Source organism: Achromobacter sp. Marseille-Q4954 (assembly GCF_943737025.1).
In the GTDB taxonomy this organism is placed as follows: domain Bacteria; phylum Pseudomonadota; class Gammaproteobacteria; order Burkholderiales; family Burkholderiaceae_B; genus Achromobacter; species Achromobacter bronchisepticus_A.
In genome coordinates this window covers 1,577,462-1,592,569 of sequence record NZ_CALSFQ010000002.1, presented here as the reverse complement: position 1 = coordinate 1,592,569, position 15,108 = coordinate 1,577,462, and the positions used below count along the sequence as shown (strand labels likewise).

Sequence of the window (15,108 nt, the reverse complement as noted above, 5' to 3'; positions counted from 1 at the left end):
ATGGAGGCTCTTGCCATGCAACGCCGCGCGTTTTTGAAGCAGACCGCCCTGGGCGGCGCCGCCCTGGTCGCTCCGGCGTTCGCGCAGGAAGTCCCGTCGACCGAGGAAAACGCCAGCGCTGTCCCGTCGGAACCGCCGTCGGCTCCGCAAGAGGCTCCGGCCAGTCCGCCGCCCGCTCCGGTGGCCGCGCCCGAAGCGCCCGCGGTGGTGGCAGCCCCATCCAAAGTCGCATGGCGGCTGGCCTCCAGTTTTCCCAACGAGTCTCCCACCTTGTTCGCCGGCGCCGAAGACGTGGCGCGTTACGTGAACGAGGTGACCGACGGGCGCTTCAGCATCGAGATCTTTCCCGCCGGCGACCTGGTGCAGCCGGGCCAGGTGCTGGAAGCCGTGCAGCACCGCGTCGTCGATTGCGGCCATACGGCGTCGACCCGCTACTTCGATATCGACCCGGCGCTGTGCTTTGACGCCGGCGTGCCGTTCGGCCTGAACACGCGGCAGATGAATGCGTGGATGACGCAGGGCGAAGGCCTGGCGCTCACGCGCGTGCTGTTCGACAAGTACAACATCCTGAACTTTCCCTGCGGCTATACCGGCGCGCAGATGGGCGGCTGGTTTCGCGGGGAAATCAAGACCGTGGACGACCTGCGGGGGCTCAAGGTGAAGGCCGGCGGGTTCGCCCGCCATGTGCTGGCGCGGATGGGCGCGACGCCCGTGGACGTTCCGGTGGCCGAAGCCTATGGCGCGCTGGAGCAGGGCGTCGTGGACGCCGTGGCGTGGATCGGCCCGTACGACGATGAAAACCTGGCGCTCTATAAAGTGGCCAGGAATTACTATTTTCCGGGCTGGTGGGCGGGCACGCTGCAGCTGTCCTTGTATGTGAACCAGGACGCCTACGACGAGTTGCCCAAGCCGTATCAGTCCGCTTTGACGCTGGCATGCCGCATGGCGACTGCCAACATGATCGCCAAGTACGACGCTGGCAATCCGGACGCGCTGCGCCGGCTGGTGTCGCGCGGTGCGCAGTTGAAGGCGTTTCCCAAGCCGGTCCTGCAGGCGAGCTACGAGGCGTCGCTGGCCGCCTACCAGGAAATGAGCGCCAAGGATCCCATGTTCAAGAAGTTGTACGACAGCATGGCGGCGTTTCGTGACAAGGAAACGCCCTGGTTCCGTCTGGCCGAGGGCAGTTTCGACAATCTCGTGGCCACCATGGGCCAGCCCGCCGCGTAGGCGGTGCCTTCACGCCGGATATACTGATTCGACCAGCCGCGCAGGGCGGCCAAGCAAGCGAAGAGTTTCATGCGCACACGCATCAAGATCTGTGGATTGACCCGGGAACAGGACATCGACGCCGCCGTTGCGGCGGGCGTCGATGCGATCGGTTTTGTGTTTTACGCCAAGAGCAAGCGTTGCCTGACGCCGACGCGCGCAGCTCAGTTGCGGCGCATGGTGCCGGCCTTTGTCGACGTGGTGGCCTTGTTCGTGAATGCGCAAGAGGCCGAGGTGCAGGCCGTGCTGGACCAGGTCAAGCCGGAGCTGCTGCAGTTCCATGGTGATGAAACGCCGCAGGATTGCGCGCGCTACGGTCATCGCTTTCTAAGGGCATTCCGTGCCGGCGCGCCCGGTCTGGATACCGCGGAAAGCCTGGCCTCTTCGTGCCGCGCCTATGGCGAAGCCGCGGGCTGGCTGTTCGATAGTTACAGTGCGGGATACGGCGGCAGCGGCCATGGCTTCGACTACACCCTGCTAGACGAGGTGAGGGCCGATCCGGTGTCGCGGCCCCTGATTCTGTCGGGCGGCTTGAACGCAGAAAACGTCGGGCAGGCGGTGGAATTGATCAGGCCCTGGGCGGTCGATGTGAGTAGCGGCGTGGAGCTTGAGCAAGGAATTAAAAGTTCTGATAGAATCTCGTTCTTCGTTGCTGCAGCGCAAGCGGCAGACGCGAAGCTGAAGGGAAATTAGTTAGTGCAGTGCAGGCGGTTTGAAGCGGTGCGGCAATGCTGAAAAGCGGCGCTTAAAGTTTCTTGGAACAAGTTCCTAAGAACGGACTCTTCAAAACGCGTTGCGCAAGGAAGTTTGAAGGCATGCGAAAGTAAACGCCGCAAATTTCGAAGCGCAATAAATAATGCAAAAAATCTTGTTAGACGATTTGCATAGTTTAAAAAAGCACTATATAATTCTTCTTCTTTGCAGGCGGTTAGCTCAGCTGGTTAGAGCGCCACGTTGACATCGTGGAGGTCGTTGGTTCGATTCCAATACCGCCTACCAAATTCCTGCAAAGTGCTGTCAAGCACGGCAAAAAGAAAGCCGCTAGATCCATGATCTGGCGGCTTTTTTGTTTTAACCTCGCAAAATGCGGGGAATCGAAGGCCTGGTGCAATGATTAACGCGTCTTCAGATTACAGCCCATTCTTGGGCGCGTTCAGGATAAGGCGTAACCCCAGCGCGGAAATGACGCCCGCAGCACCTCTATCTATCCATTTCTTCGCGCGCAAATAAACTTCTCGCGGGCCTTTGGTCGAAAAGCAAAGCGCCACGATGGCATACCAGCCGAACTCGACCAGGAATACCAGCGGCGGCAGCGCGAAGTAAATCCATGCTGGCGGGTGCTGGGGCAGCAACGCGGCGAAAATGCTTCCATACCAGATCGCAGTTTTGGGATTGCTTAACTGGGTCGTCAGTCCGATCCAGAAGGAACTCCGTCCATTGCGAGAGGCCGCGGCGGCGCCACCGGGCAAGGCGAAAGGTTGCTTGGCGCTACGCCAGATCCGGCCAGCGATGTAAAGCAGATAGGCGCCGCCTGCGATTTTCAGCGTGACATAAAGCCATTCCACGCTTTGCAGCAGAGAATACAGGCCCGCCAGCGCCAGGCCGGCGAACAGCATGCCGCCTGCGCCCATGCCGAAGGCCGAGGCCAGGCCGTCCCAGCGGGACTGGCCGATGGCCTTGCGCGCGACGATGATGAAACTTGGCCCGGGCAACATGGCTCCGAGCCACAGTGCACCGAGAATCGCGAGTATGGATGCGAGAGGAGTCATGATCGTTTGGGAGGCTGAAGCCGCGGGAGGCTTTGATTCTTCCACGAAAGCCGGACCCTGCAAAGGACGGCGCAGCGCCTGCCGCTGGCAGACGTCTTGCAGTTTTTGTATCAGCCGCCTGCCAGCGCCGCCGACGCGGCGAGCCCCTGATGCGTCACCCGCGGCGCTGCCTGTATTGGCGGCGACGGCTCGTCCCGCAGGCGAAACACGCCCACGGCTTGCAACAGTTCGGCCGCCTGTGTTTGCAAGGCGGTAGAGGCGTCCGCGGCTTGCGCGACCCGGGCCGCATTCTGCCGGGTCAGCTCGTCCATCTGGGTCACCGCCTGGTTGACTTCGTCGATGTCCGTGGCCTGCGCGCGTCCCGCGTCGCCGATCTGGCTGACGATGCCGGCTACGCGCTCGATACTGGCCACGACTTCGCGGATCACGTGGGCGGCATGGTCGGCCTGGCGGAAACCGTCGCCGGTCTTGGTCAGCGAACCGTCGATCAGGCCGCGGATTTCGCGCGCGGCGCTGGCGCTGCGTTGCGCCAGCGCGCGCACCTCGGTGGCCACGACGGCGAAGCCGCGTCCGCTTTCGCCGGCGCGGGCCGCTTCCACCGCCGCGTTCAAGGCGAGGATGTTGGTCTGGAAGGCGATGCTGTCGATCAAGCCGGTAATCTCGGAAATCTTCTTGGCCTCTTGCTGGATTTCTCCCATCACGGCCGCGACGCCGGCGACAGCCGTGCTGCCGGTGTCGACGATGCGCCGGGCTTCGTCGCTCAGTTCACGGGCATGCTGCGCATTGGTGGCGTTGTCGTGGACGTTCGCCGCCAGGTCGCGCATGGATGTCACGGTGCGCTGCAGCGAATCGGCCTGGGTGCGGGTGCGTTCCTCCAGTTGCTGGTTGTCCTGCATGATGTCGCGCGACGCTGCCGAGAGGGCGGTTGCGGTGGTCCGGACCCCGCTCATGGTCCGGTGCACGGCATCCATCGTGGCTTTGAAGCTCTGCCCCAGGCGGCTATCCATGCTCAAGCCGCCGAAGCGCAAGTCGAACATGCCGACCTCGCGGCCTATATGCGCGCTGAGCCGGGCCAGTTCCTCGGCTGCTACCGCGGCCCGCTCCATTTTCCAGGCCAGCCAGCCCAGCGCGGCGGCCTGCACCACCACGTAGACCGCATGCAGAAGCACCATGGGCAGGCTGGGTTCCGTGAAGCAGATCGTCCCGTAGCCCCACTGTTGCAGGAAATTGAACGACAGGTGGTGCAGCGCGATGACCACTGCCGCGCACAGGATCGTGCGCCAGTCGCGATAGGCCAGGAGCAGCGACAGCAACACGAAGATGCCGAAATGAATCTCGGCCATGCCGGACATCAAATGGATATGGAGCGCGGCCAGCACCATCAGGCCACAGGCGACGGTCAAACGCGTGCTCAGCCGGCCGGGTCGCCAGAGTATCAGCAGCGAGGGAATGCCTGCGCCGGCCAGGCCGACTGCGATGGCGGCGCCCCAACGCCCGTACTGCGGGGCCATGCACAATCCGACGGCGAACAGCAGCCAGAGCAGGGGCAACATTGCCCGGTCGGTCCGGCGGTACGAGTCTTCCAGCAAATCGCTTGCGTTGCGCATGGCATTTCCTCGCGACGGAAAGCGCGGAACCCCGCGCACGTACGATTTTTATTCAATAATTCCAATTTGTGAATATATATTCCAATTTATTCATATTTGTCCCAAATACGCCACCGACCGGGCCGGGGCGTCGGAGCGCCGCCGCCGACTTGCGCAGCGCGTTTGAAGCGACTGGAAAACCTGGGATATCCTGCTGCCCATCATGATGAGAGTACTGTGGCTCTGCCTGGGTTGCCTGATGCTGGCATTGGGTGTGATCGGCGCGTTTCTGCCCGTCATGCCGACGACCATATTCCTGATCCTGGCGGTCGCCTGCTTTTCGCGCTCTTCGCCGCGGCTGGAGAAGTGGCTGCTGGATAGCCCGACCTACGGTCCCGCGCTGCGCGCCTGGCGGGACCAGGGCGCCGTATCGCGCAAGGGCAAGACCTACGCCTGCCTGGGCATGGCCGTGGGCTACGTGCTGTTCTGGTGGGGCGCGCATCCGTCGTGGATGCTGGCCGCCGCCGTCGCCGTGTTTTTCCTGGCCAGCGCGGCCTACGTCGTTACGCGGCCGGCTCCGCAAGGGCCGCAAGCCGGCAGCGGCCAGGCCCCCCAATAGCCGCCAGCGTCAGTGCGAATGGCGGGGATCGCCCCGCGTTTCCACCACTTTCAGGTACAGCGTCGCAGGCTCCAGGCAGCCGCCGGTCGAAAGCTGACCGACCAATTGCCGGTAGAGTTCTTGCCAGGGCGTCTGCGAAGCCGGCGCCTGGTACGGCGGTTCCAGCTTGCGGCGTTCCATTTCGGCTTCGCCCACCAGCGCGGTGACCGAACGCTGGTTCAGGTCTACACGGATGCGGTCGCCCGTGCGCAATAGCGCCAGGCCTCCGCCCACCGCAGCTTCCGGAGACATGTTCAGGATGGACGGGCTGGCCGAGGTGCCGCTCTGGCGGCCGTCGCCCAGGCAGGGCAGCGAGTCTATGCCGCGCTTGAGCAGATGCGAGGGCGGCGCCATGTTGACCACTTCGGCGCTGCCCGGGTAGCCCACGGTGCCGGCGCCGCGAATCACCAGGATGCAATGCTCGTCGATGTTCAGGGCAGGGTCTTCGATGCGCGCGTGGTAGTCCTCCGGGCCTTCGAAGACGATGGCACGCGCTTCGAAGGCGTTCTCCGAACCGGGCTCCGACAGGTAGGCGCGGCGGAAGGCTTCACCCACGACCGACATCTTGATGATCGCGCTGTCGAAGAAATTGCCGGACAGGACGATGAATCCCGCGCGGTGCTTGAGCGGCGCGTCGCAGCTGCGGATGACATCGGCATTGTTGGTCTTGGCCGTGGCCGCGATCTCGCCGATGGTCTTGCCGGACACGGTGCCGCAATCGGTATGCAGGCGGCCGGCCGCCGCCAGTTCATGCAACACCGCCGGGACGCCGCCCGCGCGGTGAAAGCCTTCGCCCAGATGCTCGCCCGCAGGCACGCAGTTGACCAGCAGCGGCACGTCTTCGCCCAAGCGCTGCCAGTCGTCCAGGTTCAGGTCTATGCCAGTGTGGCGGGCGATGGCGATGAGATGCGGCGGGCAGTTGCTGGAGGCGCCCAGCGCCGAGGCCACGACGATGGCGTTCTCGAAAGCCTGGCGCGTCAGGATATGAGACGGGCGCAAGTCCTCGCGCACCATGTCGCAGATGCGCAGCCCGGTGGCGTAGGCCATCTGGCCGCGTTCGCGGTAGGGCGCGGGAATGCTGGCGCAGGTGGGCAGCGACATGCCCAACGCTTCGGCCAGCGAGTTCATCGACAGCGCCGTGCCCATGGTGTTGCAGTGGCCGATGGATGGCGACGACGCCGTGGCCAGCGTCATGAAGCCTTCGTAGTCCAGCTTGCCCGCGGCCATCAGGTTGCGCGCATGCCAGATGACGGTGCCGGAGCCGACGCGCTGGCCGTCGTGCCAGCCGTCCAGCATCGGTCCGCCGGACAGCACGATGGCGGGAATGTCGACGGTGGCCGCGGCCATGAGGCAGGCGGGCGTGGTCTTGTCGCAACCGGTCGTCAGGACCACGCCGTCCAGCGGATAGCCGTGCAGGATCTCGACCAGGCCGAGGTAGGCCAGGTTGCGGTCCAGCGCGGCGGTGGGGCGCCGGCCCTGTTCGGCCAGCGGGTGCACGGGAAACTCCATGGGGATGCCGCCCGCGTCGCGGATGCCGGCCTTGATGCGCTCGGCCAGCGCCAGATGATGCCGGTTGCAGGGCGCCAGGTCGCTGCCGGTCTGGGCGATGCCGATGATCGGCCGCCCCGATTGCAGTTCCTGGCGCGTCAGGCCGTAGTTGAGATAGCGCTCGACATAGATGGCCGTCATGTCGGCGTGCGCCGGATCATCGAACCACTTCTGGCTGCGCAGCTTGCGGGGAGTCTGGGACATGGGATTCTCGTTTACAGCGGTTGCGTGGCGGCCCGGCGCGCGTCCGGGCCGCAAAAGGCCTAGTTGCGCGCCTTCTGGATTTCGTCGTTGAGCTGCTTGACCAGCTCGGGGCCGAGGTCCTGCGTGTACTTGTCGACCACCGGCTGCACCTTCTGGCGCATGCGCGCGATCTCTTCGGGCGATACCGTATTGATCTTCATGCCAGCCTTCTCCAGCGTGGTCATGGCCTTCTGCGAATCGGCGCGGCTGTCCTGGCGTTCGAAGTCGCGCGAGGACGCGGCGGCCTGGCGGATCAGCTTCTGTTCTTCCGGCGACAGGGTGTCCCACCATTTCTTGGACGCCAGCACCACCCAGGGCGTGTAGACGTGGCGGGTAATGGTCAGATAGGGCTGCACCTCGTAGAACTTGCTGCTCTGGATGGTGGTGATGGGGTTTTCCTGGCCGTCCACGGTGCGGGTTTCCAGCGCGGTGAACAGTTCGGAGAACGGCATGGGCACGGCGTTGGCGCCCAGCGTGTTGAAGACGCCCAGAGCGATCTGGTTCTGCATCACGCGCAGCTTGATGCCTTGCAGGTCTTCCGCGCGCGCGATGGGGCGCTTGGAATTGGTCATGTTGCGAAAGCCGTTTTCCCAATAGACCAGGCCGACGATGCCCTTGGCTTCCAGCTTCTTCAGCATGTCCTGACCCATCGGGCCGTCCAGCACGGCGTCCGCTTCCTTTTCGCTGTTGAAGAGGAAGGGCAGGTCGAACACGCCGAACTCCTTGACCATGCCGGCCAGGGGCGCGGTGGATCCCACCATCATTTCCTGCACGCCGCCCACCAGCGCGCTTTGCATCTGTTCGTCCGAGCCCAGGTTGGCCGAGCCGAAGGTCTTCATCTTTAGCTTGCCGCCGCTGATTTTTTCCAGCTCCTGTGCCAGGTGGCGCGCGGCGCGTCCCTGGACGCTTTCTTCGTTCAGGCCGTAGCCGAAACGGATCAGGCGCGGTTTGACGTCGGCGGCGGACGCGACGCCGGCGATAGCGCAGGACAGCGCCGTCGCCAGGACAAGCATGCGGGTCTTGAAACGGGTGATCATGGTGCTCCTCCTTGGGGTTTTTCTAATGCATCCAGCGTGCGGGGACGGTGATCAGCTCGGGGAAGATCACCAGCAGGACCAGCAGCAGCGTGTAGGCGACGACGTAGCGCCACACGCCCCTGCAGATGGTTTCCATATTGATGCGGGCGACGCCGCAGACCACGTTGAGCACGGTGCCCACCGGCGGCGTCAGCAGGCCCACGCAACCCACCATGACGAACATCACGCCGAAATAGACGGGGTCGATCCCGGCCTTGGTGACCACAGGCATCAGCACCGGCGCCAGGATCAGGATGGTGGGCGTCAGGTCCATCACCGTGCCTACCAGCGTCAGCAGCACCAGCAGGGCGAACATCAGCAGCTTGGGCTGGTCCAGTACGGGTTCCAGCAACGCGATCAGGTCCTGCGGCATGTCGGCCAGGGTGATCATGTAGGACGAGACCATGGCGGCGGCCACCAGGAACATGACGACGGCGGTGGTGCTGGCGGCGTTGATGAAGAGCGGCGCCAGGTCGCGCACGCTGATTTCCCGGTAGACGAACAGGCTCACCAGCAACGCGTAGACCGCGGCGACGACGGCTGCCTCGGTCGGCGTGAAGATGCCGCCGCGCAGGCCGCCGATGATGATGACGGGCAACATCAGGGCCCACAGCGATTCGCGCAGCGCCTTCCAGCGCTTGCTCCACGGCTCGCGCGGCGAGGGCTTGATGCTGCCGTGCTTGCGCGCCACCCAGGTCCAGACCGCAACCAGGGTCAGGCCCATCATCAGCCCGGGCGCGATGCCGGCGAAGAACAGCTTGGTGATCGACACGTTGGTGGCGACGCCGAAGATGATGAACGAGATCGAGGGCGGAATGATGGGCGCGATGATGCCGCCGGCCGCGATCAGCCCCGAGGCCTGGCCCGCGTCGTAGCCTCTTTCGCGCAGCATGGGAATGAGCAGCGAGCCCAGCGCCGCGGCGTCGGCCACGGCCGAGCCGGACAGCGCGGCCAGCAGCACGCTGGCGAAGATGGCGACATAGCCCAGGCCGCCCTGGATGTGGCCCACGAAGGTGCTGGCCAGATTGACGATGCGGCGCGAAATGCCGCCGGCGTTCATCAGTTCGCCGGCCAGCATGAACAGCGGCACCGCCATGAGGGTGAAGCTATTGGCGCCAGACAGCATGTTCTGCGCCAGGATCTGGGTATCGAAAAAGTCCAGCTGGAACATCATGGCGATCGCGCTGAGCAGCAGCGCGAAGGCGATAGGCATGCCGAGGGCGATCAGCCCCAGCAGCACGAGCAGGAAGACGGTCAGGATCATTGCGGGCGTCCGGGCGGGGTGGGGGAGTTGGAGGCGGAGCCGTCAGACCAGCGGGTCTTCGGGGCTGGATTCCGCCGGCAAGGGCCCGCCCGCAAGGACGCGCACCAGATCGATCAAGGTCAGGATGCCCATGGCGGCAGCCGCATAGAGCGCCGCGGCGTTGAACACCGCCAGCGACATGCCGGTCACAGGCAGCACCGTGTCCAGGCCGATGACGGTCTGGGTCCAGCTGCCCTCGGCCATCAGCCACAGCACCCACAGCGTCAGCAACTGGCAGAACACGTGCGTAGCGCGGCGGGCGGCGGGGCCGAAGCGTTCCACCAGCATGGTGACGCCGATGTGCTGATGCGAGCGCAGCGCTATCACCGAACCCAGGAAGATCATCCAGACGAAGGCCAGCCGGGAGATCTCGTCGGAGACGTTGATGCCGGAATTGAACAGGTAGCGCAGCGCGACGTTGCCGAACAGCAGCACCACCATGACGGCCAGACAGGCCACCATCAGCCAGGTCTGCAGCGCGAAGCACCAATTGGCGGCGCGGGCCAGCGGCGTGCCGCCAGGCCGCCCCGGGGGGGAAGCTTGCATGCTTGTCTCCTATCCGTTTCCCGGAATTTTTTAGGGTTATGCTGTGCGAAATGTTAGCGCTAACATTTTGCGTTTGGCAAGCCCCAGTTTTTTACGTCAGACTACGCGCTCAACAACCGATGCCGAGGACCGATGTCCATCCGTAAACCCCGCAGTTCACGCGCCGGCCGCGTCACCATGCAGGATGTCGCGCGCCACGTGGGCGTGAGCGCGATCACGGTATCGCGGGCGTTGCGCACGCCGGACAAGGTGGCGGAGGAACTGCGGCTGCGCATCGCGCGGGTGTGCCAGGAACTGGGTTACGTGCCCAACCATGCGGCCAGCGCGCTGGCGTCGGCGCGTTCGCAGACCATCGTGGCGCTGATTCCGTCGCTGAGCAACGTGGTGTTCGTCGACATCATCGCGGGGATCAAGGAAGAGCTGGACCGGCACGGCTACCACATGCTGATCGGCGTGACCGGCTATGCGCCGGACGAAGAGGAGGCTCTGCTGCGCAAGTATCTGCAGCACGCGCCCGACGGCCTGATCCTGACCGGCATCGACCACAACCCGGGCGTATGGGACCTGCTGGACACGCAGCGCATTCCCACCGTGCACACGATCGAGACGCTGGACGGCGGCCAGCACATGAGCGTGGGCTTTTCGCAGTTCGATTCCGGCTATGCCGCCGGCCGCCATCTGGTGGAGCGGGGCTACCGCCGTATCGGCATCGTCGGCGCGCAGCTGGATCCGCGGTCGCTGCGCCGCTGCGAAGGCTGCCGCCAGGCGCTGCGGGATGCGGGCCTGTATGACCCGGCTCTGGAAATCATGACGCCGGAGAAATCATCCATCGGCCTGGGAGCCTCGCTGCTGGAAGCGCTGCGCGCGCGCCATCCCGACTGCGACGCGCTGTTCTTCTGCAACGACGACCTGGCCCAGGGCGCGGTGTTCCAGTGCGGAAGGCTGGGCGTGCCGGTGCCGGAACGCATGGCCATCGTCGGCTTCCACGACGTGGCGGGCACGGCCTGGACCACGCCGCCGCTGTCGACCATCGCCACGCCGCGCTACCAGATCGGCGTATCGGCCGCGAACCTGTTGATGCGCCATCTGGCGGGCGAAGCCGTCGCCGAGCGTCATGTGGACCTGGGCTTCAAACTGGTCCAGCGCGAGACCAGCTGAACGCAATCCTCAGCCCCGGCGCAGCGCCAGGAACACGCCGGAGGCGATGATCAGCGCCATGCCGGCCAAGGCCAGCCCATCGGGCGGACGCTGGAACCAGAAGGTGCTGAACAGTACCGCCAGCAGCAGCTGGAAGTAGTTCAGGGGCGCCAGCGTCGCCGCCGCCACGCGCTGGAAGGCGGATATCAGGAAGATCTGCGCCAATCCACTGCAGGCGCCCAAGCCGACGATGAAAAGCATATCGGCGAGATCCGGCCACGGGTCAGGCAGGAAGAATGGCGCCGGCAGCCCCGTGACGACAAGGCAGATGAAGGCCGTGTAGGCATACTGGACCGGTCCGGGCACCTTGCCGGAGAGCTTGCGCGTCAGCACCTGGAACACCGCGTAACTGACCGCGGACACCGCCATCAGCAGCGTGCCCAGCCACGGCAGGTTGGCGCCTGGCCGCACGATCAGCAGCATGCCGCCAAAGCCCGCCGCCACCGCCATCCACTGGGCGGGTCGCACCCGCTCGCCCAGCAGCCAGGGCGACAGCGCCACCATGATCAGGGGCGAGGTGAAGTAGATGGCCGTGGCTTCCGACAGCGGCATCCAGATCAGCGCTGTCATGAAGCAGGTACCCACCGTGGCCAGCAGCAGGCCTCGCAGGATCAACAGCGGTTTTTCGGGCGCATCGCGCAGGCGCGGACCGCCGCGGTGCCGCCACAGCAGCGCCAGCGCCAGCACGGCCACCGCCGAATAGCGCATGATGTTCAGGAAGGGCGCGGGGTAGCGGGCCAGCATGTGCTTGGACCCCGCATCGAAGGTGGCGAAGGCCACCAGCGCGGCAAAGAACAGCAGGATGCCGGTCTGGCGCGCGGCGGCCGGCGAGGGTAACGCAATGGGAACGGAGCTCATGTCGGCGGACGGGCTCAGGCTGCCGTCAGGCCCGCGCCCTGCAGGAACGCGTCCAGCGCGGGGCCGATGGCCTCGACCATGTAGCCGCCTTCCTGCACGATCACGGTGGGCAGCCCCAGGCTGGCGACGCGCGCGCCGATGTCGCGGTAGGCATCGATGTCGAGCTTGAGGACGCTGATGGGATCGTCCTTGTAGGTGTCGAAGCCCAGGGCCAGCACCAGCGCCTGCGGCGCGTAGCCGTCCAGGGCGGCGAGCGCCGTGTCCAGCGCGCGCAGGAAGGCGTCGTTGCCAGAACCGTGCGGCAGCGGCAGGTTCAGGTTGCAGCCTTCGCCCGCGCCGTAGCCGCGCTCATGCGCATAGCCGGTATAGAAGGGGTAGTAGGCGGCGGGGTCGGCGTGCAGGGATACCGTCATGACGTCGCCGCGCTGATAGAAGATGTTCTGCGTGCCGTCGCCATGGTGCGCGTCCACATCCAGCACGGCCACCTTGGACCAGGTCTGAAGCAGCCGGCTGGCCGCGGCCGCGCTGCTGTTCAGGTAACAGAAGCCTCCCGCGCGATCGCGGTGGGCATGGTGGCCGGAGGGCCGGCACAAGGCGTAGGCCATGCCCCCGGTGCTGGCGACGTGGTCGGCGGCCGCCACCGCGCTGTGCGTGGAGCGCAGCGCCGAGCGCCAGGTCTGCGGCCCGATGGGGCAGGACAGGTCGCTCAGGTAGTAGCCGGTCTGCGCCACGATGGAGGGCGACGGGCAGGGGCCGCGGCCAGCCAGCTCGACGCGGCCGTTGTAGTAAGGCGAAAGATTGGGCAGCACCTCGGGGCCTGGGTCCATGGCAGGCGAGCGCAAGGCCTGCCAGCGCGCATAGGCCGTTTCCAGATAGTCCAGGTAGTCCGGGCTATGGATGTCCTGCAGCGGCTTGCGGCCGTAGTCCGCCGGCGCTTGAACGCGGATGCCGCGCGCGGCCAGCGCGCCTTGCAGGCTTTCCGCCCGCGCCGGCAGATCGGTGGGCGCGCTGATGCGCCCAAGCCGCATGAATTGCTGCGGCGTATGCAGCAGCTGCTCTTCCGAGAAAAACGCCTTCATGGCTGCCCTCGCTGGCGTTATGCGTGCTTGAGTTCGATTTCGACGAACACGAATTCCGTGTCGCTGGGATTGATCACGTTGTGCTCTACGCCCACGGGCCGGTAGTAGGCCACGCCGGCGGTGAGCTGGCTGGTGATTTCGCCGTCGGGCGTGTCCAGCAAGAGCGGGCCGGTGGTCTGCGGGACCACCACGTAGTTCATGCCATGGCGGTGCCATCCCGTTTCGCCGCCGGGCGGGAAGCGCCATTCGGTGACGGTGACCATGTCATTGTCGATCTGCACGGTCGGTATGGCGGCGGGGCGTTGCATGGAGCTTCTCCTTGGGGGTATGAATATTCTTGTGCGCTTCAGGCCGCTTGCGCCTTGGTCGGGTCCCAATGCTGGCCGGGGACCGCGGCGATCAGCTGCCGCGTATAGGCGTGTTGCGGGTTGTCGAAGATCTGCGCGGGCGAGCCGTACTCGACCACCTTGCCGCGATGCATGACCAGAACGGAATTGCAGATCTGGGCCGCCACGCGCAAATCGTGGGTAATGAAGACCAGCGCAATCTTCAGGCGTTGCTGCAAATCGTGCAATAGCTGCAGCACCTGCGCCTGAACCGAGACGTCCAGCGCCGACACTGATTCGTCGGCCACCAGCACCTTGGGCTCCAGCGCCAGCGCGCGTGCGATGCCGATGCGCTGGCGCTGTCCGCCGGAAAACTGGTTGGGATAGCGGTCGAAGGCGGAAGGGTCCAGCCCGACCAGCGACAGCAGCTCGCGCACCCGCGCCTCGGCCTGGGCGCGCGGCACGCCGTTGGCGACGGGACCGTCGCTGATGATGCGGCCCACGGTATGGCGCGGGTTGAGCGAGGCGAACGGATCCTGGAAGATCATCTGGATATCGTGGCGCAGCGGCCGGAAGCGCGATTCCGGCATGGCCGCAATGTCCTGGCCGTTGAAGATCAGCTGGCCGCCGTTGATGCCCACCAGCTTGAGCAGGCATTTGCCGATGGTGGACTTGCCGGAGCCCGATTCGCCCACGATGCCCAGCGTCTCGCCGCGCCGCACGCTGAAGCTGACGCCGTCCACCGCATGCACCTCGCGCTTGCCGCCCAGCCAGCCGCGGCCCACCACGTAGGTCTTCTTCAAGTCCCGCACGTCCAGCACGGGCTGGTCGTGCGCGGCGGACTCGCGCTCGGCGCCGCGGCGATGCGGCACGGCCGCGATCAGCCGTTGCGTGTAGGGGTGGCGGGGGCGGTTCAGTACCTCCTCGGCTGGCCCCTGTTCGACCAGGATGCCTTTTTCCATGACGGCGACCCGGTGGGCGATTTCGGCAACCACGCCGAAGTCATGGGTGACGAACATCACGCCCATGCCTTTCTCTTTCTGGATGCGGGCGATCAACGCCAGGATTTGCGCCTGGGTGGTGACGTCCAGCGCGGTGGTGGGTTCGTCGGCGATCAGGAGCGCGGGCTCGAGCGCCAAGGCCATGGCGATCATCACGCGCTGGCGCTGGCCGCCCGACAGCCGGAACGGATAGACGTGGTAGAGCGTGGCGGGGTCGGGCAGCCCCACGAAGGCCAGCAGCTCCAGCGTGCGTGCCATGCGCTGCGCGCCCGGATAGGCGTTGTGCACGCGCATGACTTCGCTGATCTGCTCGCCTACCGTCATCAGCGGGTTGAGAGCCGACAGGGGCTCCTGGAAGATCATCGCCATGTCCTTGCCGCGCATGGCCTGCAGCGTGGCTTCGTCCTGCCGCAGCAGGTCCTGGCCGCGGAACAGGATGCGGCCCTGCTGCGGCGTCAGGTAGTCGGGCAGCAGGCCCATGATGGCGTTGGCGCTCATGGACTTGCCCGAGCCCGATTCGCCGACGATGCAGAGGATTTCGCCGGCGCGGATGTCGTAGGACACCTCCTGGACCGCATAGGGGCGGTCGCCGCCCTTGGGCAGGGCGATGCTCAGGTTCTGGATGGAGAGCAGAGGGGGGGATGCGTTCATG

At 65.5% G+C, this 15,108-nt stretch carries 13 protein-coding genes, 1 tRNA gene and 1 pseudogene; 5 read left to right on the top strand and 10 right to left on the bottom strand.

The window, feature by feature from the left end; all coding sequences use genetic code 11:
* The first annotated feature begins 15 nt into the window (after positions 1-15).
* The 3 genes and pseudogenes from NGK62_RS25440 (at position 16) to NGK62_RS25430 (ending at position 2,265) form a co-directional block, all read left to right on the top strand.
* The gene (locus tag NGK62_RS25440; RefSeq protein ID WP_118933333.1) at positions 16-1,227 is read left to right on the top strand and encodes a TRAP transporter substrate-binding protein; all 1,212 of its coding nucleotides are present in this window, start codon (positions 16-18) and stop codon (positions 1,225-1,227) included.
* Between the two features lie 60 nt (positions 1,228-1,287).
* Positions 1,288-1,959, top strand: a pseudogene (locus NGK62_RS25435) (phosphoribosylanthranilate isomerase); the annotation flags it as partial.
* Positions 1,960-2,188: 229 nt separating this feature from the next.
* Positions 2,189-2,265 (top strand) — tRNA-Val (locus tag NGK62_RS25430).
* A gap of 131 nt (positions 2,266-2,396) precedes the next feature.
* On the opposite strand, the gene NGK62_RS25425 is transcribed toward NGK62_RS25430, so the two are convergent.
* Entirely contained in the window at positions 2,397-3,035 is a 639-nt protein-coding gene (locus tag NGK62_RS25425) for a LysE family translocator (protein ID WP_251880896.1), read from the bottom strand.
* A gap of 110 nt (positions 3,036-3,145) precedes the next feature.
* Entirely contained in the window at positions 3,146-4,642 is a 1,497-nt protein-coding gene (locus tag NGK62_RS25420; protein ID WP_251880895.1) for a methyl-accepting chemotaxis protein, read from the bottom strand.
* A gap of 202 nt (positions 4,643-4,844) precedes the next feature.
* Here NGK62_RS25420 and NGK62_RS25415 point away from each other — a divergent pair, with 202 nt between their 5' ends.
* On the top strand, positions 4,845-5,240 hold the full coding sequence (locus NGK62_RS25415) for a YbaN family protein (protein ID WP_251880894.1): 396 nt from the start codon (positions 4,845-4,847) through the stop codon (positions 5,238-5,240).
* A gap of 9 nt (positions 5,241-5,249) precedes the next feature.
* Here the strand turns inward: NGK62_RS25415 and NGK62_RS25410 are convergent, their stop codons facing one another.
* Genes NGK62_RS25410 through NGK62_RS25395 form a run of 4 tightly spaced genes read right to left on the bottom strand, consistent with a single transcriptional unit; the run spans position 5,250 to position 9,995 of the window.
* Positions 5,250-7,031, bottom strand: a complete 1,782-nt coding sequence (locus NGK62_RS25410) for an IlvD/Edd family dehydratase (protein WP_251880893.1) — start codon at positions 7,029-7,031, stop codon at positions 5,250-5,252.
* A gap of 59 nt (positions 7,032-7,090) precedes the next feature.
* Positions 7,091-8,107, bottom strand: coding sequence for a TRAP transporter substrate-binding protein (locus NGK62_RS25405; protein ID WP_059380511.1), 1,017 nt, complete (start codon positions 8,105-8,107; stop codon positions 7,091-7,093).
* A gap of 22 nt (positions 8,108-8,129) precedes the next feature.
* Positions 8,130-9,410 (bottom strand): TRAP transporter large permease, encoded by a 1,281-nt coding sequence (locus NGK62_RS25400; RefSeq protein ID WP_251880892.1) that lies wholly within the window; start codon positions 9,408-9,410, stop codon positions 8,130-8,132.
* Positions 9,411-9,452: 42 nt separating this feature from the next.
* Positions 9,453-9,995, bottom strand: a complete 543-nt coding sequence (locus NGK62_RS25395) for a TRAP transporter small permease (RefSeq protein WP_251880891.1) — start codon at positions 9,993-9,995, stop codon at positions 9,453-9,455.
* Between the two features lie 132 nt (positions 9,996-10,127).
* Between NGK62_RS25395 and gntR the strand changes: the two genes are divergently transcribed.
* Positions 10,128-11,153, top strand: a complete 1,026-nt coding sequence (gntR, locus tag NGK62_RS25390) for an HTH-type transcriptional regulator GntR (protein WP_118933327.1) — start codon at positions 10,128-10,130, stop codon at positions 11,151-11,153.
* 9 nt (positions 11,154-11,162) lie between these two features.
* On the opposite strand, the gene NGK62_RS25385 is transcribed toward gntR, so the two are convergent.
* The 4 genes from NGK62_RS25385 to NGK62_RS25370 are packed head-to-tail and all read right to left on the bottom strand — an operon-like array spanning position 11,163 to position 15,107.
* Positions 11,163-12,050, bottom strand: coding sequence for a DMT family transporter (locus NGK62_RS25385; RefSeq protein ID WP_118933326.1), 888 nt, complete (start codon positions 12,048-12,050; stop codon positions 11,163-11,165).
* 14 nt (positions 12,051-12,064) lie between these two features.
* Positions 12,065-13,129 carry a histone deacetylase family protein gene (locus NGK62_RS25380; protein ID WP_251880889.1) on the bottom strand — a complete coding sequence of 355 codons (1,065 nt, stop codon included), beginning with the start codon at positions 13,127-13,129 and terminating at the stop codon, positions 12,065-12,067.
* 17 nt (positions 13,130-13,146) lie between these two features.
* Complete coding sequence (locus tag NGK62_RS25375; protein ID WP_059380517.1) at positions 13,147-13,437, bottom strand: cupin domain-containing protein; 291 nt, start codon at positions 13,435-13,437, stop codon at positions 13,147-13,149.
* A 38-nt stretch (positions 13,438-13,475) separates the two neighbouring features.
* Positions 13,476-15,107 (bottom strand): ABC transporter ATP-binding protein, encoded by a 1,632-nt coding sequence (locus tag NGK62_RS25370; RefSeq protein ID WP_251880887.1) that lies wholly within the window; start codon positions 15,105-15,107, stop codon positions 13,476-13,478.
* Between the last annotated feature and the right edge of the window lies 1 nt (position 15,108).